Below are 18951 nucleotides of genomic sequence, written 5' to 3' on the forward strand. Positions count from 1 at the left end.
TAAGTTTTAATTTGCAGGGCCTACAGCACTAGTAAGTCCTGCTGTTATGGATAAAATGGCAAAAGCTACTACCATTTCTATCGAAATAGATTTAGATAGTGCTTCTCTACCATCGTTATTTTTAAGTTGTGGGACGAGTTTTAATTTATGCTTAGTTGCGATGACCAATATCGAAACGACAAGAGCTAATTTAAGCAACAATGTTTGCCCGTAACTTGAACTAAACAGTGCTGAAAAAGTTCCGACTAATTGAAAAGCTAACCAAAGACCAGCAACCAATAATAGGCTCACCGCGATACTTGCTTGCTTTCCGAATTTATCCATTATTGAGTAGAGCTGATCATAGTCCTGTTCAAGACAAGCTTGTTTAAGCGGAATCAATGCTCCGAACCACCAAGCCATAACAAGCACATGGAGCATTAGCAATACTTTTTCGAACACTCCTAGTTCCGATACATGACCGAATAAGCTAAAAGTGTATGTAAGTATCGTAAGACTAAGCACTAAAATGGTTTGTTTTACGCTGTTTTTCCGCACAGCAGGTTTGAATATAGCGTTTGACGTTATTGCGAATATTGCTAGAACCAACCCTAGACCTCTAAGTATCGTTCCATCACCAATAGAAGAGTCCAACATTATGTCTAACATATCGGGGTCAAACGCACCTTGAATCCCCTCTTCTGCCATCGCGCCAGTATTCGCAAAGAACCAAGTTACATTTGCAACCAAGGCTACAATTATCGAAGCCTTCATCCATTTTAGATTCTCTATTGTCAAATTAGGATAAGGTTCACTTTTCTCAAAAGCTTGCCCGAAAGATGTATACCCAGCAATACAAGCAAAACCTATATAGAACACAATTTTTGACAGTACAATGACCGCATTCCAGATATACATTTCCATTACAATTGTCCTATTTCGTTAGTGAACCATAAAGCCAAAGCTTTTTTTCATTTTGTGCCCATCTTTACCTAAGAAAGTCACATCAACCACATAGTTAGCAGGTGTTAGTTTCGGTAACTTCCATGTAAATTCAGTACTAGCTTCTTTAGTAGGTTTGAAACCAAACTTAATCTTTTCACCATTTTTGTTTTTCAATGTGATTTTGACTACTCGAACCTCTTTGCTAAATGCTAATGCTAATTTTTCAGGAGCTTTCATTAGCATTGCATTGTCAGCAGGCACGCTTTTTTCTAGATGCACATGTGCAAATGCCGCACTACTAAAAGCAATGCTTATTACAGTTAAAAATTTAATTAATGTTTTCATACTTACCTCTATTTAATTTATGTATTAACGATTAAATTTGTCTTTGAAAATTTGATTACTGGGTATACCAACATCAGTAATTATTCGTTCCACTTCACTCATCATTGCTTCTGGACCGCACAAGTAGAACTCTGTCGAAAGTAGTTTTGATTTTTGGCTCGCATACGACAGAAGTTCTCGCTGTACATACCCTGAACGCCCTTGCCATTGCTCAGAAGGATTAGAAAGTGTTGGAATATAAGAAAAGTTATCATGCTGCTCGCACAATGAGTTCAACTCGTCGTGGTACAGCAAATCATCTTCAGTTCGTGCACCATAGATGAGAATCAAGTCACCTTCATATTGACGTTTCTTCAACTGCTCAAAAATGATAGCTCTCAAAGGAGCAAGCCCTGAGCCAGCACCGATGAAGACGCGACTCACCCTTTTATTTGAAGTTGCATAAAACTCAGAAAACGGACCTCTTGCAGAAATCATTTCACCGACTTGGAGTGAACCTAAATAGCTTGAACCTACACCAGCCCTAAAACCATCCTTTGCTGTTTGCCAGCGGATATTAAACGTTAACTCATCAGTTTCTTCGTCAAAGTTAACTAAGGAATAGTGACGAGTTACGCCATCATGTGAAAATTTACCGTGAGAATAATTTTCCCAGTATTTTTCATAATGCTTAGGCAAGTCATCTGGACGCAAACTATTCATCCCTGCTGGCACATCAAATTGCATATATGCACCAGCTTTGAATGCTAATTTTTTGTCTGATTTCACTTTAAACTTCACTTCCTTGATAAAAGGAGTAATGAAGTTAGTCGCAACAACAACCAGTTCATGATTTTCAATATTGCGATCTGTATTAACCTCAATCGAGGTTATTTCGGAGAACCTATGCTGACAACCTAGCCGATAGCCTTCCTTGAGCTGTTCCTCAGATATATGTTCCTCATCAGGAAGTCTGATAGGTAATTGAGTTGAACTTAAAAAAGTGCATTTGCCACATGTACCACCACCACCGCAACTTGACGGTAGGTATACATGTGAACTTGCTAGTCCTTCTAATACTGTTGAGCTACCTACTACTGAAATGTCAGTAATGGTATTTTCATTGGAGAAAGTCACAGCCACTTTTTTCCTTTTGCTGGCCCAACTTAGCTTCAGCAAACCACTTCGATACTGTTGTATCAGCCAAGTTACGCCAGTAACTGAAAGGAATAGCGTTGCAAAAGCAAATGCAATGATCAACCAGTGGTTAAATCCTCCAGAATTGCCATAGTCCATAAAGTGAAGCTTCATCATTAAAGCTTTTAATCTGAAATCATCATTGGCATGGCGAAGTACCTGACCCGTAACACTATCTAAATAAATAGTTGTATTATTTTCGTCCTCAACGACAACTTGCCACATAGGGTTTTGCTGACTTACGTGATCAGAAAATGGAGGCTGAGATAACACTGGAGTAGTTAACTTCTCCTCACCTAAGTAGGAGTTTTTTGCCATAGTTAGCACTTGTTCTTCAGACAGAATAAATGGTTTTCCTGTTACAGCATCAAATAGCATTGAGTGGCGTTTTTGGTAGCTATGCTGTCCCCTATCGAATACAAAATGATAGTAAGGCTGATGTAAAACCCATATAAGTTTTACTTCCTGTGGTGCTTCACTAGCAATGTCTTTAATAGGAATTAAGCTAAAATCTGTAACCTTACCTTCATGATGAGAATGAACTCTAAGTTCGTTACCACTGGCTTTACTGTGATCCATCAGATTGAAATAAAGACCCGTTCCTAACCAGATAAGGAGCTGTAAAACAACCACTAAAGAAAGCCATTTATGTATAGCTGTATTTAACTTAAATAGTCGCATCAAATGACTTCCTTTTTATTTGCAGAGAACACTCTAAAATAAGTCAAGACGGCACCTGCAATAGCTGCCACAAGCCCCAAAATTGCAACTAAAAACAAGAACCAGTTAGATACATTTTCACCATCATCGTAATCCATAATGTGGAACCGCCACATCCAATCAAACAAACGCCAGAAATCATGTCGCTTGGCTACAACAGCCCCAGTTTGTTGACTTATATAAAACGTAGGTGTGGCAAATTGATCAAACGTTACTCTCCACACTGGTAAGTGTCTTGATGACAATTCAGCAGGCATATCTGTAACAGTTTTTATCAATCTGACTTTGTCGACTTCATGATTCAGTGCATAGTGATATCGCGCTATTTCTTTAGCTTTGGCTTCATCCACAAGGGCCTGAACGGCCCCAGTTTTAGCATCAATTGCCACTTTTCCCTGCACTCCATTAACAAAAGAATAATGGGGACGGCCCATGCTTTGAGTCAGCAAGACTTGGCTAGCTTTAGGGTAATCACTAGTAAGCTCTTCAATGGCGTAGTTGACACTTTCTAAATCTATTTTGGATTTCTCACTCTTAGCCAATGACTCGCCGTGTATATAGTGAATATCCAAAGTCACCATATACACACCAGTAATCGACCAGAAAAGGAATTGTATCCCTACAAATGCCATTAGCCATTTATGGTACTTCCTAGCTTTTCTAAGCATTGTTTTTTAGCTCCGAGTTAGAAAGTTCCTTGTTAAAGGCGTTTACTTCGGGCTTTTTAACGATTGAATAAATCGCGGGTAAAACAATTAGAGTTAGCAGGACTGCACTTGTCATCCCACCTACCATTGGTGCAGCAATACGACTCATTACCTCAGAGCCTGTTCCTGTACCATATAAAATAGGCATTAGGCCGATAATGATTGTCGCTACTGTCATCATTACAGGACGAACACGTAATCCAGCACCGTGCAATAAGGCATCTTGATATTCATCTTCTGAGATGAGTTCTGCTCGCTCTTTCGCTTTTTCCTTAAGTTCAGCGAGCGCCTGATTGAGATATACCAACATTATTACGCCAATCTCAACAGCTACTCCAGCCAGAGCAATAAAGCCTACACCAACTGCTACAGAGAAGTTGAACCCTTCTAAATACATCAACCATAACCCACCGATCATTGCCATCGGTAAAGTCACAATGATGATCGCAACTTCGCTAAACGCTCTGAAGTTCAAATAAAGCAAAATAACAATAATGGCGAGCGTCAATGGAACAACGTAAGTAAGCTTGGCTTTGGCTCTTTCCATATATTCGTATTGACCAGCCCAAGTAATCGAATAACCTGCTGGTAATATAAGATTTTTAGCTAAATGCTCTTTTGCACTTTCAACATAAGTACCTACGTCAACGCCCTCTATATCAATGAACGTCCAACCATTAATACGTGCATTTTCACTCTTGATCCCCGGAGGGCCTACTTCTACTTTTATTTCAGCTACGTCACCTAGTGCGATGCGTTGTCCATTTGGAGTGACAACAGGCAAGCGCGACAACTGCTCTGGAGAGTCACGATAATCTTGTGGGTATCGCAAGTTGACAGGATAACGCTCTTGACCTTCTACTGTTTGAGTGACATTCATCCCACCAATAGCAGTTGAAACTACTTGTTGTACGTCATCGATGTTTAATCCAAAACGACTTGCTTTCTCACGAGAAATATCAACTTTTATATATCGTCCACCTGCAACTCGTTCAGAATAAACTGAAGCGGTCCCGGTCACCTCAGGTAACAATTGCTCTATTTGTTGTCCAATCTCTTGAATCGTATTTAAATCAGATCCTGCTACTTTAATCCCTACTGGCGTTTTGATACCCGTTGCTAACATGTCAATACGAGTTTTGATTGGCATAACCCAAGCGTTAGTTAAGCCCGGAAACTTAACCAACTTATCAAACTCAGCTTTTAAAGATTCTGTTGTCACTCCCTCACGCCACTCTTCTTGAGGCTTCAACTGAATGAAGGTTTCAATCATAGTTAACGGTGCAGGGTCAGTTGCAGATTCAGCTCTTCCGACCTTACCAAATACAGTTTCAACTTCAGGCACTGTTTTAATTAGCTTGTCGGTTTGCTGTAGAATCTCTCTTGCCTTACCAATAGAGATCCCCGGATATGTAGTCGGCATGTACATTAAATCTCCTTCATCTAGAGGAGGAATAAACTCGCTACCAATCTTATCAACAGGCCAAAAACCGACGATAGTCACTAATATTGCTGCTACAATTGTCGATTTTGGAAACTTCATTACTTGCTTTAAAACAGGCATGTAAATAGCAATTAGCAATCGGTTTAACGGATTTTTCTTTTCTGAAACAATTTTGCCTCGAATAAAGTACCCCATTAATACAGGCACCAATGTTATCGCTAAGCCTGCTGATGCAGCCATTGCATATGTTTTTGTATAAGCTAAAGGTGAAAACATCCTTCCTTCTTGCGCTTCTAAGATAAACACTGGCAAGAATGAGACTGTAATGATGAGCAAACTAAAGAATAATGCAGGACCGACTTCACTTGCCGCCTTTGAGACTATTTGCCAACGATTTTCATCTGTTAGCGGTGTCTTTTCCATATGCTTATGCATATTTTCAATCATCACTATAGCGCCATCTGTCATCGCACCAATTGCAATAGCGATACCACCTAATGACATAATATTCGCATTGATACCTTGCATATGCATGATGATAAATGAAGCTAAGATGCCAATAGGTAGAGTGACAACTGCAACAATCGAAGATCGCAAATGAAACAGAAATGCAACACATACAATCGCGACGACAGCAAGCTCTTCGAGCAATTTACTCCATAGGTTTTCTACGGCCTCTCCTATTAAGCCAGAGCGATCATAAACCGTAACTATTTCAACTCCTTCGGGTAAACCTTTTTTTAACTCTTCTAATTTGGCTTTTACTCCATCAATAGTTTTTTGTGCGTTTTCACCAAAGCGCATAACAACCACACCACCAACAACTTCTCCTTCACCATTAAGTTCAGCGATGCCCCGTCTCATTTGTGGACCTAGGTTGACTTCTGCCACATCGCCAATAGTAAGTGGCGTTCCTTGTTCGTTCACTCCGAGAGGGATCAACTCTATATCTGAAATACTTTTGATATAGCCAGTAGCGGTAACCATGTACTCTGCTTCAGCCATTTCAACAACAGAGGCACCTGTTTCTTGGTTACCACGCTTAAGGGCCATTTGAATGTGACTAAGTGGTATACCGTAGGCTCTTAACTTATCGGGATCGACTTGTATTTGATATTGTTTAACCATTCCACCAACGGCAGCAACCTCTGACACTCCGGGGACAGTTTGCAATTCATATTTTAAGAACCAATCTTGAATACTACGCAATTGGCTAATATCCAAGTTGCCCGTTTTATCTACAAGAGAATATAGGTAAACCCAGCCAACACCTGTCGCATCTGGCCCTAGTTGTGGACGCGCACTAGCGGGTAGCGAAGGGGCTACTTGACTTAAATATTCAAGTACTCTGCTCCTTGCCCAATATAAGTCAGTGTCTTCGTCAAAGATGACGTAAACAAATGAGTCACCAAAAAATGAATAGCCACGAACAGTAACAGCGCCGGGAACAGACAACATTGCAGTTGTCAGTGGATAAGTAACCTGATCTTGAACAACTTGCGGTGCCTGACCGGGGTAATTCGTTTTAATTATTACTTGAACGTCAGATAAATCTGGTAGTGCATCAACAGGCGTATTCTTTATTGAAAATAGCCCACCACCAATCAAAATTAAGGTAGCTAAGATAACGAAGAAGCGATTGCCTATCGACCATCTAATAATTGATTCAATCATCATTTATCTCCCTACTTAATGGTTTGAATGGTCAACAGCACTTTTTGGTTCATGCTTATGTTGCTCATCTGATTCAAGAGAAATTTCAGTGATAACCAAATTATCTTTCACCTCAAAAGTAAAAATGACGTTATCTCCAACGTTGAAATCAACTATTTCTATGTTGTCCTCGACGATAAAATCCATCGTCGCAGCAGGTCTATCCCATTTATCTATTGGGCCTCGGCTAATATTTAGAATCCGTGTATCAGTATCAATCGTATTGATTAGACCTGATACTGTTGCAAAAGATACTTCTTCACTCATATCAGCAGACTCATTCATGATATGAACTCCAGTAATTTCATATCCACCATCTTCGGTTTTACTCACCTCAAAGTGCAAAGATTGACCAGACTTTAATGAGTCAATATCGACTTTTTCAGCTACAGTAAAATCCATAACCATCTCAGGCCAATCCCAAGCTTCAGCAGGGCCGTGACTGATATTAACCATGCGGTGCCCAGCCATGACACTATTAACATCACCTTGCATCCAAACAGAGTTAGGTACTTCATCATGAGTCATTCGTTTAAAGTCAGAGCTTTTACTTGATTCAGAATCAATCAAGAATTGAGCTGATGTCACCACAACATCATCTTCATTAAGCCCGTCTAAAATTTCGATATTGTTGCTATCAACCCGACCGATGGTTACTTCAATTGATTTAAACTGCCCTTCACCTAAAGCAAGTACTACCCTATCTTGTTTACCTGTCCTAATAACGGCTTCTCTAGGCACGAGTATGGTGTTATCAGCTTGATTAGCGTGAATAGAGACTTGTGCAAACATGTTTGGTTTTAGCTGGTAATCTGTGTTGTCGAATTTCAATCGCACTCTAAGAGTACGAGTTTTGCTGTTCAACGTTGGATAGACATAATCAACAACACCAGCCCAGTCCTCACCCGGTAAATAATCCAGAGTCATTGATACTGGCAACCCTTCTTTAATCAAAGCCGCATCACGTTCAAAAACTTCTGCTTCAACCCAAACTTGGTCAAGCTTGCCAATACTTAACAAGGTATTTCCGGGCTTAACGTAGAAGCCTTCTCTTACTTTCAAGCCATCAATTACTCCAGCCTGTGGCGAATAAAAAGTGGTAGTTTGCTCAACCTTTCGTGTCTTTTCCAGCTTTTGAATAAAGCCTTCCGAAAGCTGTAACGCCTTAAGGCGCTCTTTGGCTGCCGTAATTAAGGAACTATTATTGCGCTTTAAAGCTATCAAAAGTTCTTCTTGAGCATTAACCAATTGAGGAGAATACAGTGTGTAAAGAGGCTGACCTTTTTCTACAGGATTACCAGCAGCTTTGACATAGAGTTTTTCAATCCAACCATCAACACGCGGATGGATATGAATTAGCTTATCTTCATCATATTGAACGTAACCTACAGTCGATATTTCAGTATGCATGTTTTTAAGTTCAACTGGTGCTGTACGAACTCCTAAATTGTTCACTACATGAGGTGCTATTTTTACTGCTCCGGGACCAAAGTCATCACCAGATGCACCGTCCTCATAAACAGGAATCAAATCCATACCCATAGGCGACTTACCGGGCTTGTCCCGGCGGTAATTTGAATCCATCGGTGCAACCCAATACAGCGGTTTTTTCTCTCCTGATGTTGCCTCATTGCCATTACTGCTTGAACCTGAACCTTGATATAAACTTAATGCTCCTGCCCCTAATGCTGCCCCAATAATGATGGCAATAGCTGTTTTAGTATTCGTTGACATTATTTTTCTCCAAATTGCTGATTGGATAAGTGCTGATTAGTTTTGTGCGAAGTGTGCATTGGCTTATGTTCAGCATTTGATTTAGATTGAGAATGCGCAAAGAAATAGTTGATGCGAGCAACTGTTTTAAGTGCATCAACATCAATTCTTAAGGCTGATATTCTGGCGTTTAATTCTGCGATTCTTGCACGAACAACTTCGGCAAAATCACCATCATCGTTGGTGTAGGCCGTCAAAGACGCTTCCGCTTGGTCATGAGTTTGTTTAAGGAGTTGGTCTTGATAGATAGATTGTCTGTCAGATAAGCGTTTAAGCTGTCTAAGCTCCTTTTCCAACGCACTGATCATTTGTTTTGTCAGCAATAACTTCTCGGTTTTAACAGCTTCTGATTCAGCAATAGAAGCTGCAACTTGCTTATCTTGCCTATTTTCTGTGAACAACGGTAAGTCAAACGTTACCCCAACAGAAAATAAGTCAGCTCGGTTATCACCAGAAGGCATATTGTCACGATAGGCATAGCTTGCATTGACACCCCATTGCGGCTCATATTGCTGTTTAGCTAATTCAACACCTTTTTCTGAAGCTTTGCGTTTCACATCAATTGCAAGTATTGCTGGATGATTCGCAAGTTCCTGAGCCAATCGATTTCGTGAGTAATTAGATGCTTTAAGAACGGTTGGATTCTTTAATCGAATCGAAGGCAATTCTTTTGAAACGCTAAACTCTAGTGGTTGTGCATCAAAGTTGAATGATTCATTTAAGCGAGCAGAATCGTAAATATGAAGCCACTCATTAAGACGAGCGATTGTCGTTTCTAGTTTCTGCTTTTGCGAAGTTAATCTGTCATCTAACTGCACGATTTCCAACTGAGCACGAATAACATCTTGCTGTCTGGTTTTACCAACAACGTTTGAGTAGCTAGCTTTAGCCACCTCCGCCATCTGCTCAAAAAGCGCCCAATCCGATTCAATCAATTTAATGGTTTGTTGGGCTAAGTAGGCATCTAACCAAAGCTGTGACACTTGGCTTTTCAACTTCGCTTTACGATTCTCGCGTAACAGTGGAAATTTCGTGGATTCAATTTTTAACTGGTCTTGTTTGATCTCTAGGCTATCTCCTCTCGGAAACATTTGAGAGACGCCAACCTTTAGCTGAGTCATTCCTTCCTGATCTAAATCCCAAGTATCTGTTGGTAAATTCATTATCCCTAGAGATACTTTCGGATCAGGCAAAGTACCTGAAGCGATACTTCTATTTTCAACCGCACTTTGTTTCAATCGGCTACCATGAAGCCAAGGATCATTTTCCTGAGCTAAAGTGATAGCTTGTTCGAGTGACACCACTTTCTCAGCTTGAGCTGAGAATACGGATAATCCGAGTATTAGTGCAGTTGAAAGTGAAGTAAGGTTTGAAGCGTTCAATTTCATTAGAATTGCTCCTCGTATGCCTTAACTTTTGCATAGACTTCGCTCGTTCCATCTTTAAATAGAATTAACACGTTGTATGGCATAAAGCGGTCACCGACTTCCATACCGGGAGAGCCAACTGGCATTGCTGGAACTGAAAGCCCAATCGCATTCGGGTGCTCTTCTGATAAGAACTGCTGAATAAATTTAGCAGGCACATGACCTTCAAAGGCAAATCCATTTCTGCTCACTGCCGTGTGACAGGAGCGGTAATTAGGCTTAATACCATACTTAGTTTTGATATTGCCGATGTTTCGGAAATCTTTGGAATGCGCAACGTTCCCTTTGTCTTCAATATGAGTTATCCATTTTTTACAACACCCACAAGTAGGGGTTTTATAAACGATTAACTCCAAAGGTGTTACGTCGTTATTGTGTGTATGTTTATGTTCATTAGCGTTTGCAAACGCAGGTGAAAGCAGCATTACAACTGCTATTTTTAAATACTTATTGATCATTTTTGCCCCCAGACATCGCTGGAAAATAGCTATAGCGCTACGACGCTATATTGACTAACAGAAAAATTAATTACATGTGCGCGAAATTTGGACGCACTAATCCTGTATTAGGCAAAAATTGGTGGACGATATAGGGAAGTGGAAATTGAATGAGGTTGATTAGATTGCTGAGCAGCTATAGATTCACTCAATATTTGAATATCTGTCGAGTCAACACTGGAACTTAGTACTGTAGTAGATGAACAAGCATTTGCAGGACAAACACATTCAACATCACAACAATCTTCTGATTGACCATTACTGCTTTTATTCATATCACCATGATTCATTCCTTCATGATGACTCATTTTAGAATGATCCATGTTCATGTGTGATTCGTGAGAACCTGATGACATTTCGCAAGACATAGCAGAATACGCAAATGCTTGCCCTACAAAGGCAACCAGCATAAGCGTTATTACTAAGACTTTTGAAAATGCTTTAGACATAAAATTCTCATAAAAATATACACCCACTATGTTAATACAAATGTTCGAATAAGTAAATTGATGTCATGTAAACATTTATGAATATTTGATTATCGTCAAATTTTTCAACGGTATAAGTGACACATAATAATCTCGTCAGTCTTCTTATCTTCGTTATTCAAAGACTTTTATTTCGAGACTTAAGTTGCTCCCTCATTTCTAAAACTCGATCTGCTGAATAAGCTCCTGCTCTCATAACAACCAGTTTAACAAACGAAATATCAATTAACTTATGGTCAGCATCAATCACATAATAACTCCCATTATGTGTGATGATTTCTAATTTATCCTCGACATCAGATTTACTAACAATCTTTGAAGTCACGATTTGCTCAAATGGCCTAAACCTGAATGTTTCATCGTCAATAACAACTACTGATAAAAACTCGCCGAGAAATTGTTTTTCAAATTCTTTATAGTCGTAGGCAGATACTATGCAGGCATCTTTCAAATAGGTTTTATCCATTTGTTAACTCCCAATTAATAGCCAGATGGGAGAATTTCCCGAAATTCTAAAAATTCCTCAGGAGAGTACATACACTCATGCATTAAATTGAACTCAAATACACTTACATCGAACTCTTTTGGTTCACCATCTAAAGTATAAAAATCCGCGCCAAAGGTTCTATATTCGAGACCATTGACTTCCATAATTTTTGTAGTGAACAAAGCCTCACCTTTTTTACCGCTTTCATTATCCTCAGCAAAGGTAGCGTAAAGCACCTGTTCAACTGTTTCCTCTGTATTAGATTGAATTGAGATAAGTGTGGCTTTCGTTAGTTTAATTCTAGGTCTCATACATATGCTCCTTTCATATCTTCTGCACAAAAAGGACGAAAGAAACTTAGATACTTAACCCCATCGACCTTTAGTAAACTGTTGTCAACATCAAAGTGAGACAGAACGGTAGATTGATACAATGAAATGTATTCTTCATAGTCAATCGTATTAAAAAAATTGGTATCAACACGGCGTGCATAGAAAACAAGGGTTTGTTGATCAATACGAACTATGAATTTTTGATCGCCATCTACGTTCTTAACATTTAGGCATAGCTCCGGCTTGTGCCAATCAGATACGAGTGAAGGAACAAGTGGGAAGCCATAAATTAGATAGCGCATTCCCTCAATTTTGAACGTTATTGGATTAAATGGAATTTTACTAACTTTGCCACTAGTGAAGAGTTCAAATGTCAACATTAACCAATCTTCATGTTTAGAGAAACTATTCCCTTCGGATATACAGCCCTCAAATTCCCCTTCATGATTCACATGATTGATGTACATATACTTTTTAACATTCTCAATCGAGAGTTGTTCAAATGGAAATTTTGAAGCGATTAACCTGTAGTAGCAACCATGCAACTTCAAATCAGCATATTGAACTATTAACTGGTCATCAAAGGCATCAAAATATGGTCGCCACTCTAATCTAAAGTCAGCACCAGTGTTAACTATAAATTGAGCATCTTCGGGCAAACCTAAAACTTTGTATATCGTTGAAATCAGTTCTAATGTATCAATATCAACAAGCATCAAACTTTCAATTTCAGATGCCATTGAAGTGATTCTTTTATGCAATGACTCTATGATTTCCCGATCATCATATTCATTGATCATCAAATATTTAAATGAGTCATGTTCTAGGATTGAATTAAGATTGTGGCTATCAAAAGCCTCATGCAAACGCTCATGTGCTTGTGTAAAGTGAATACAGCTATAAACACCTCTGCTCCAAAGTCCTTGGGCATATAAATCTGGTATATCTAGAAGTAATGAGAAATCTTTAGCTTGTTTATTTAGTTTATTTTTTAGCTGATAGAGTGAAATCATTTAGTTCTCCAAACAATACTGCAAACGAACAATGGCCTACAAACACATTGCTTATTTGACTATTTGAATCACTAATTTTTACGGATGCTCCGCTTCACTGTTCATATTGAGAATATGCGTAGGCGTAGGCTGTCCGCGCAGCCTTTATCTAAATGATATCGGCCAAAAATAAAAAAACAAGTTACGTATTTGTACAATTATTGATTTGAAATCTTGGCGTTGAACTCTTCAAAGCCAAGCCCAAACAGGGAAACCACCATTTCCTCGTTGATATCTAAACCGGGAAATTTTTTTGAAAAATTTCCAAGTATTCTATCTAGGTTGTTGGCTAATAATTTTGATAAAAATAATTCTGATTGGGGCGACAATGCTGTCAAGGCTAATAAGGGGTTTTCGAAAGAACCAGACTGGACCTTATTTAAAAAGTCACTATAGCTAGTACATTGGTAGATACAAATAGCTAGATTTTCTTGGGCTTGCCCAAGCGGACAAGATAAAATTTTTGACAGTCGCTTAGACTGCCTTTTTATATTACTAAGCAGTTCTTCCGTTTCTAAAGACATAAATACACCAAAACAGTACAACACTAGGCCCACAGCACCTGCGTTGTTTTGCTTTTTATTTGAGTGTGTTTACATTTTTAAAAGCCAGAGTATATCCATTTCGTTCGCTATGGTGGGAACAGGCTTCTCTGAGTAGCCAATTAGCATATTTTAAGATAGCTATAATAATTTTAAAATACTTTTTAAATAGATAATATTTATTGAATATTTATTAATGATAAGGAGAAGTGCTACTCAAACCCTAAACCGAGCTGCACGCTATTTTCTTCAGGTTCTTGTAGCCCGATATGAATTCCAAGCAATCTAACAGGCTTTCCCTGCCCCCTAATAATTGCTTCTGATAACAGTACCTTCAACAAATCTAAGCTAATCTCATTAGCTTTCTGATCTTTTGTTGTTTGTTGAAAGTCGTTAAATTTAACCTTTACGCCAAGCTTATTCATAGCACGAGTCTCAAGGTACTTTGATGAACGACGCTTTAATTCAGGTAGTAATTTATCAATTATTATGGTTTCAAGTTCACTCTGCTCACTAATATCAAACTCAAAAGTTCTTTCAACCCCAACAGACTTCCTTATACGCGTTACTTGCACTTCTCTATCATCTATTCCGTGACTACGATTCCACAATACGTGACCATATTTCCCAAACTTACTTGCTAAGAATCCTTCATCAGAACGCCTTATATCACCGCAAGTTTCAAATCCAAGTGCCTTAAGCTTTTCAAAAGTTACTTTGCCCACACCGGGGATCTTTTTTAACGGTAATGTCTCCAAAAACTCCCAAATCTGATCTGGTGCTATTGTGCATTGGCCGTTTGGCTTGTTTAGGTCTGAAGCTACTTTAGCGACGAATTTGAGCGGTGCAATCCCTGCTGATGCAGTTAAACCTGTAGCTTTTAGAATCTCCTCCCTAATTTCCTGAGCAATCAAGGTTGCAGAGCCTTGATGTAGTGCGGATTCGGATAAATCTAAATAAGCTTCGTCGAGTGATAAAGGCTCAATTTTATCTGTGTACTTTTCAAAAATGCCATGAATGATTTGGCTGGTTTCTTTATACACTTCCATTCTTCCGGGAACGACAACAAGATCAGGGCACTTTTTGAGAGCTAACCCTGTTGGCATTGCCGAACTGACACCATACTGTCTTGCGATATAATTGCAGGTAGAAAGAACCCCTCTGCGATCAGATTTGCCTCCAACAGCGACTGGCTTATTAGCTAATGATGGATTGTCTCTGACTTCAATCGAGACATAGTATGCATCCATATCAATGTGCGCGATCTTTCTCTGCATATAGAGCCTGAAATAGAAATATTGAGTAATACGAAATTAATGTACGTGCATTTTTGTACGCTAAACCAAAACCCATAAACCCAGCAAAAACAATGAACTTAAAAATTTTAACGAACATTTTTTATGTTTTATGTTGACATTAACAATCCATATCGATATGAATAAATTTTTTCAAAATAGAAACACTGTTTATTTATACAGTTTTATTATGACCCATTTAAATAAGAACCAGCAAGTTTTTATTTTTAGTCAAAGTTACTATTTTTTAGTTTTTTTCACTATTAAAACGACCCAACTAAAATATAAGCACATGATATTTATAAAAATTCATTATTGGCACCCTTTCTGCTACATAAAGAAAAATTATAATACTCGAATTATTTTCAAGGACATTTATGAAATACTTAGTTTTAGCATCTGCACTATCTCTTCCATTATTAACTGGCTGTGTTGTTGCCGTTGGCGGTGAAGGCAAAAGCAGCCACACTTCTAGCTGGGAAAGAACACACGAAAAAAATCGCAAAGTAATTGCAAATATGGAACTCGGCAAAGAGTACCAAATGGTGATTAATAAATTAGGTACGCCAAGTTTTTCTGAATTAGTAAAACAGGGTGATACTGAGTTTCGTGTACTTTATTATGCGACAAACTCTATTCATTCAGACGGTAAAACCACAAAAGATGAATGTACCCCGCTTGTATTCAAGAATAACCTGTTAACTGGTTGGGGCGAGAATGCTTTAAACCAACTTAAACACTAACCAAATCAACGGGGCAAAGACATTTGCCCCACTCTTGTAAAATATAAAAATCCATTCATCAATAAGCATTTACAATTATTCATTGACTATTACGACAACTTTCGTAATATTAAATACGAAAGGCATCGTAATTAGGTGGATAAAATGGATAGATTTAATCTTGTAATTGGTCATAGCGACCCAACATTTAAAGACGAAATATCAAAGCAAATCGATAACTCGCTTTTTTCTTTGGCTAATGTTGAATCTTGTTTTACGAAGTTAATAAAAGCCTGTAAAGAGACCAGTGCAAAAGTGCTCTTTATACAAAACGAACTAATTCAGGAAAAAGATTGGCTCACATTGCAGTCTCTGGCTAGCTCAACCGAGATAATACTTATTTCAAATAATCGCATCGATGCAGCAAAAGCGTTTGAATTTGATTTATTTGATTTCATTCTCGAGCCGATGGCAAATTCTCGACTTTGTAAAACTCTTGATAAACTCGCCCAAATATTAACTCCAGAGAAAAAGCAGATTGACCTTGTTAGTTCCTTAATGCAAAAACTCGCACCAAGACAACCTGAAGAGCAACAAATTATTTTAAAGGACGCAGGGAGAATTAAATTTTTAACGCCTGATGAAATAAGTTGGGTTGGTGGTGCAGGAAATTATGTTGAACTCCATTTAAATGAAAACGAACGTACCATTTTACATCGTCAAACATTGTCATCAATGGAACAACAACTACTGCCATTTGGATTTGTTCGCATTCATCGTTCGGCAATAATTAAAAAACAAGCGATCCGAGAAATCCGCCCAACTGACAATGGCGATTACATAGTGACATTGAAAGATGGTGCAAGCCTCAACCTCTCACGTCGTTATAAACAAAATATGCATGGGTTAATTTGTTGACAAATTAACTCAATCACTTAGAGTAAAGAATAATCTACGAAAAGTGACGTAATTATGAATAAAAATAAACGCGTACCAACCAGTGCTGAGTTAAACATACTTAATGTACTTTGGCGAATTCAGCCCGCTACTGTGCGAAAATTACATGACCACATTAGTGAAACACAAAAGATTGGCTACACCACTGTACTGAAAATGCTGCAAATTATGCATGAGAAAGGGCTAGTTACTCGTGACGAGTCAACCCGAGCCCATGTTTATTCTGCTGCAAATTCAGTAGAACAAACGCAATCTTCTTTATTATCAGATATTGTTAATAAAGCATTTGGTGGTTCGCGTTTTGACCTTGTAATGCGCGCCCTTGGCGATGAAGCAAGCTCAAAAGAAATCAATGAAATACGCACCCTTTTAGACTCTCTCGAAAAAAATAATAAGTAAGCAAACACTATGGATATATTGCCCTCATTATTAGAAAGTGACCTTCTGCATTCTATCTCTCTAACACTATTACACTTTTTGTGGCAAGGCTTTGCCATTGCAATTATTTTACTTTGCGTAAAAAAACTCACGAGCAACAAACACAGTGAACTTCGATATTTAGTATCACTGTTATGTTTAACACTTTGTGTCATTGCCCCAACAATAACTTTTTTAATTATCTCTCAGCCAGAACACGCTGCTGCGGTTACATCTAACTATATATCTTCGAGCAGTGACTCTGTTACATCTCTACATAATGATATTGGTCAATTATACTTTTCAGATTTTACGCCATTGATAGCCGTTGTTTGGATGTGTGGTGTGGCTCTCCTCAGTATGAGACTTGGCTGGCAAATGGTGCAAGTTCATAGGCTAACAACTACTAATATCATTGAACCATCAAATAAGCTTGAAGATATATTCGAGTGTTTAAAACAACAACTTGCTGTCGCAAAACGAACCCGACTCATTATTTCATTATCAGCGCAAGTCCCTATGGCCATTGGGTGGGTAAAACCAGTAGTGCTTTTACCAGCAAACTTAGTAAGTGGCCTTACAATCGCGCAGCTTGAAATGTTAATGGCACACGAGCTAGCTCACATTAAACGTTATGATTATTTAGTGAATTTAATACAAACATTTGTCGAATTAGTGCTGTTTTTCCATCCTGCAGTTAAGTGGATTTCGAAACAAACGCGTATCGAGCGTGAATATTGTTGTGATGATATTGCGCTTAGCCACTGTGGAAACCATTTGCACTATGCGCGCGCACTCACAGAAGCTGAAGTACTTAGACAAAACATCCCTGAGTTGGCAATGGCAGCTACAGGAGGTGATTTGAAATCACGTATTCATCGTGCTGTTGGGCAGCACAGTTGTGCACCACGATATGGTAATCAATGGCTTGCAGCTTTAGCTGCCGTACTTGTTATTCCTAGTATTTTTACTGCATCAAAAGTAATAGCAATGACACAAGCTGAACCTGTAATTACGCCCCGTTCAGAAAATCAGCAAGTTATGGTGCTCGACGCTAAGCTTACTCAGACTCAAAAAACACAGCCTGTAAATATAGATGTTAAAAAAGATACTGTTATTGTCTCTGAACCTGCTACTGAAGAGGGTTTAACAGCTCAAACTTTTGAAAATGATGTCACAGCTGTAGCTGATGCTTCTGCGATTAAACAGACTAAAAAACCTGCTTTAGCGCAGCAAAAAGAAGTTGTTTATCAAACGAAACCTACTTCTGACATATCGATGACCCTCGATGCACAAAAAATTGAGACAACTCCTGATTTAGCTATTAATACCAACGCAACTAAAGGTGATTCAGACGAAGCTTCTGATCCCTCAACAGAAAATAAAACTGTTCCATCAAAAGCGCTTTTAACTAGTAATAAACAACAAACACCTATTACCACTAGAACGTTTGAACAACCTGCAGTATTAGAAACAGATACGTCAAGTATAACGAAATCTGAAACAGTTCAAGCAGCGCAAACAACTGACATTATTGAAGCTATTCAACCAGCTGTTGAACAGCCAAAATTTGTCGATGCGAAGTTAATCGAATCTGTTATGCCATCATACCCGCGTGTTTATTCAAGCCTGCGAGGACAGGAAGATATTGCTGTTACATTTACAGTGAGTACAGAAGGTAAGGTTAAAAATATTGAGTTTCAATCTGGTGTTGGAAAAAGCTTTAAACGCAATATCACACGTGCACTAAATAAGTGGCGTTTTGAACCTGCTTTGAACGGCACAACGAAAGTTGAAACCCAAAAGCGAAAAGTTTTTAGCTTTGACTACCCAAGCCAATACTTAAGACCTGTTACAGGCAGCCGAATTGCACGTAGAATAAGATAAATTAGTTAATTAAAAAGGCCATCAACTGATGGCCTTTTTTAAGTGA

The 18951-nt window shown here is 38.6% G+C and carries 18 protein-coding genes; 4 read left to right on the forward strand and 14 right to left on the reverse strand.

Annotated elements, in window-relative coordinates:
- Window positions 1-6: 6 nt before the first annotated feature.
- The 14 genes from OM33_RS14270 to dinB form a co-directional block, all read right to left on the reverse strand.
- Window positions 7-903 carry a copper resistance D family protein gene (locus OM33_RS14270; protein ID WP_038642685.1) on the reverse strand — a complete coding sequence of 299 codons (897 nt, stop codon included), beginning with the start codon at window positions 901-903 and terminating at the stop codon, window positions 7-9.
- A gap of 18 nt (window positions 904-921) precedes the next feature.
- Window positions 922-1269 (reverse strand): copper resistance CopC family protein, encoded by a 348-nt coding sequence (locus OM33_RS14275; protein ID WP_038642687.1) that lies wholly within the window; start codon window positions 1267-1269, stop codon window positions 922-924.
- A gap of 24 nt (window positions 1270-1293) precedes the next feature.
- Entirely contained in the window at window positions 1294-3126 is a 1833-nt protein-coding gene (locus tag OM33_RS14280; protein WP_038642690.1) for a 2Fe-2S iron-sulfur cluster-binding protein, read from the reverse strand.
- Entirely contained in the window at window positions 3126-3833 is a 708-nt protein-coding gene (locus tag OM33_RS14285) for a PepSY domain-containing protein (protein ID WP_038642691.1), read from the reverse strand. Before OM33_RS14285 ends, OM33_RS14280 begins: the two co-directional genes overlap by 1 nt.
- Window positions 3826-6990 carry an efflux RND transporter permease subunit gene (locus tag OM33_RS14290; protein WP_038643444.1) on the reverse strand — a complete coding sequence of 1055 codons (3165 nt, stop codon included), beginning with the start codon at window positions 6988-6990 and terminating at the stop codon, window positions 3826-3828. Before OM33_RS14290 ends, OM33_RS14285 begins: the two co-directional genes overlap by 8 nt.
- A 15-nt stretch (window positions 6991-7005) precedes the next feature.
- Window positions 7006-8763 (reverse strand): efflux RND transporter periplasmic adaptor subunit, encoded by a 1758-nt coding sequence (locus tag OM33_RS14295; protein WP_038642694.1) that lies wholly within the window; start codon window positions 8761-8763, stop codon window positions 7006-7008.
- Window positions 8763-10190 carry a TolC family protein gene (locus OM33_RS14300; protein ID WP_038642695.1) on the reverse strand — a complete coding sequence of 476 codons (1428 nt, stop codon included), beginning with the start codon at window positions 10188-10190 and terminating at the stop codon, window positions 8763-8765. The genes OM33_RS14295 and OM33_RS14300 overlap by 1 nt, the downstream gene beginning before the upstream one ends.
- Complete coding sequence (locus OM33_RS14305) at window positions 10190-10687, reverse strand: DUF411 domain-containing protein (protein ID WP_038642697.1); 498 nt, start codon at window positions 10685-10687, stop codon at window positions 10190-10192. Before OM33_RS14305 ends, OM33_RS14300 begins: the two co-directional genes overlap by 1 nt.
- A gap of 107 nt (window positions 10688-10794) precedes the next feature.
- Complete coding sequence (locus OM33_RS14310; RefSeq protein ID WP_038642699.1) at window positions 10795-11175, reverse strand: hypothetical protein; 381 nt, start codon at window positions 11173-11175, stop codon at window positions 10795-10797.
- 157 nt (window positions 11176-11332) lie between these two features.
- Entirely contained in the window at window positions 11333-11680 is a 348-nt protein-coding gene (locus tag OM33_RS14315; protein ID WP_038642701.1) for a hypothetical protein, read from the reverse strand.
- 14 nt (window positions 11681-11694) lie between these two features.
- Window positions 11695-12012, reverse strand: a complete 318-nt coding sequence (locus tag OM33_RS14320; protein WP_038642703.1) for a hypothetical protein — start codon at window positions 12010-12012, stop codon at window positions 11695-11697.
- Entirely contained in the window at window positions 12009-13046 is a 1038-nt protein-coding gene (locus OM33_RS14325) for a hypothetical protein (protein ID WP_038642705.1), read from the reverse strand. The genes OM33_RS14320 and OM33_RS14325 overlap by 4 nt, the downstream gene beginning before the upstream one ends.
- 197 nt (window positions 13047-13243) lie before the next feature.
- Window positions 13244-13609 carry a hypothetical protein gene (locus tag OM33_RS14330; RefSeq protein WP_038642707.1) on the reverse strand — a complete coding sequence of 122 codons (366 nt, stop codon included), beginning with the start codon at window positions 13607-13609 and terminating at the stop codon, window positions 13244-13246.
- A gap of 230 nt (window positions 13610-13839) precedes the next feature.
- Window positions 13840-14904 (reverse strand): DNA polymerase IV, encoded by a 1065-nt coding sequence (gene dinB, locus OM33_RS14335; RefSeq protein WP_081991094.1) that lies wholly within the window; start codon window positions 14902-14904, stop codon window positions 13840-13842.
- Window positions 14905-15299: 395 nt separating this feature from the next.
- On the opposite strand from dinB, the gene OM33_RS14340 reads away from it, so the two are divergent.
- The 4 genes from OM33_RS14340 (at window position 15300) to OM33_RS14355 (ending at window position 18905) form a co-directional block, all read left to right on the forward strand.
- Window positions 15300-15665, forward strand: a complete 366-nt coding sequence (locus OM33_RS14340; protein ID WP_038642711.1) for a DUF3192 domain-containing protein — start codon at window positions 15300-15302, stop codon at window positions 15663-15665.
- 144 nt (window positions 15666-15809) lie between these two features.
- Window positions 15810-16562, forward strand: coding sequence for a LytR/AlgR family response regulator transcription factor (locus OM33_RS14345; RefSeq protein WP_052141027.1), 753 nt, complete (start codon window positions 15810-15812; stop codon window positions 16560-16562).
- Between the two features lie 54 nt (window positions 16563-16616).
- Window positions 16617-17000 (forward strand): BlaI/MecI/CopY family transcriptional regulator, encoded by a 384-nt coding sequence (locus OM33_RS14350; RefSeq protein ID WP_038642712.1) that lies wholly within the window; start codon window positions 16617-16619, stop codon window positions 16998-17000.
- Between the two features lie 9 nt (window positions 17001-17009).
- Window positions 17010-18905, forward strand: coding sequence for a M56 family metallopeptidase (locus OM33_RS14355; protein WP_038642713.1), 1896 nt, complete (start codon window positions 17010-17012; stop codon window positions 18903-18905).
- Window positions 18906-18951: the final 46 nt, after the last annotated feature.

Source organism: Pseudoalteromonas piratica, assembly GCF_000788395.1.
Classification (GTDB): Bacteria; Pseudomonadota; Gammaproteobacteria; order Enterobacterales; family Alteromonadaceae; genus Pseudoalteromonas; species Pseudoalteromonas piratica.

Coding starts and splice junctions, on each gene's coding strand:
- OM33_RS14330 (WP_038642707.1), bottom strand. CDS start 13,609: ATGTCTTTAGAAACGGAAGAACTGCTTAGTAATATAAAAAGGCAGTCT.
- OM33_RS14340 (WP_038642711.1), top strand. CDS start 15,300: ATGAAATACTTAGTTTTAGCATCTGCACTATCTCTTCCATTATTAACT.
- OM33_RS14300 (WP_038642695.1), bottom strand. CDS start 10,190: ATGAAATTGAACGCTTCAAACCTTACTTCACTTTCAACTGCACTAATA.
- OM33_RS14295 (WP_038642694.1), bottom strand. CDS start 8,763: ATGTCAACGAATACTAAAACAGCTATTGCCATCATTATTGGGGCAGCA.
- OM33_RS14320 (WP_038642703.1), bottom strand. CDS start 12,012: ATGAGACCTAGAATTAAACTAACGAAAGCCACACTTATCTCAATTCAA.
- OM33_RS14285 (WP_038642691.1), bottom strand. CDS start 3,833: ATGCTTAGAAAAGCTAGGAAGTACCATAAATGGCTAATGGCATTTGTA.
- OM33_RS14325 (WP_038642705.1), bottom strand. CDS start 13,046: ATGATTTCACTCTATCAGCTAAAAAATAAACTAAATAAACAAGCTAAA.
- OM33_RS14290 (WP_038643444.1), bottom strand. CDS start 6,990: ATGATTGAATCAATTATTAGATGGTCGATAGGCAATCGCTTCTTCGTT.
- OM33_RS14315 (WP_038642701.1), bottom strand. CDS start 11,680: ATGGATAAAACCTATTTGAAAGATGCCTGCATAGTATCTGCCTACGAC.
- OM33_RS14275 (WP_038642687.1), bottom strand. CDS start 1,269: ATGAAAACATTAATTAAATTTTTAACTGTAATAAGCATTGCTTTTAGT.
- OM33_RS14305 (WP_038642697.1), bottom strand. CDS start 10,687: ATGATCAATAAGTATTTAAAAATAGCAGTTGTAATGCTGCTTTCACCT.
- OM33_RS14270 (WP_038642685.1), bottom strand. CDS start 903: ATGGAAATGTATATCTGGAATGCGGTCATTGTACTGTCAAAAATTGTG.
- OM33_RS14355 (WP_038642713.1), top strand. CDS start 17,010: ATGGATATATTGCCCTCATTATTAGAAAGTGACCTTCTGCATTCTATC.
- OM33_RS14280 (WP_038642690.1), bottom strand. CDS start 3,126: ATGCGACTATTTAAGTTAAATACAGCTATACATAAATGGCTTTCTTTA.
- OM33_RS14310 (WP_038642699.1), bottom strand. CDS start 11,175: ATGTCTAAAGCATTTTCAAAAGTCTTAGTAATAACGCTTATGCTGGTT.
- OM33_RS14345 (WP_052141027.1), top strand. CDS start 15,810: ATGGATAGATTTAATCTTGTAATTGGTCATAGCGACCCAACATTTAAA.
- OM33_RS14350 (WP_038642712.1), top strand. CDS start 16,617: ATGAATAAAAATAAACGCGTACCAACCAGTGCTGAGTTAAACATACTT.
- dinB (WP_081991094.1), bottom strand. CDS start 14,904: ATGCAGAGAAAGATCGCGCACATTGATATGGATGCATACTATGTCTCG.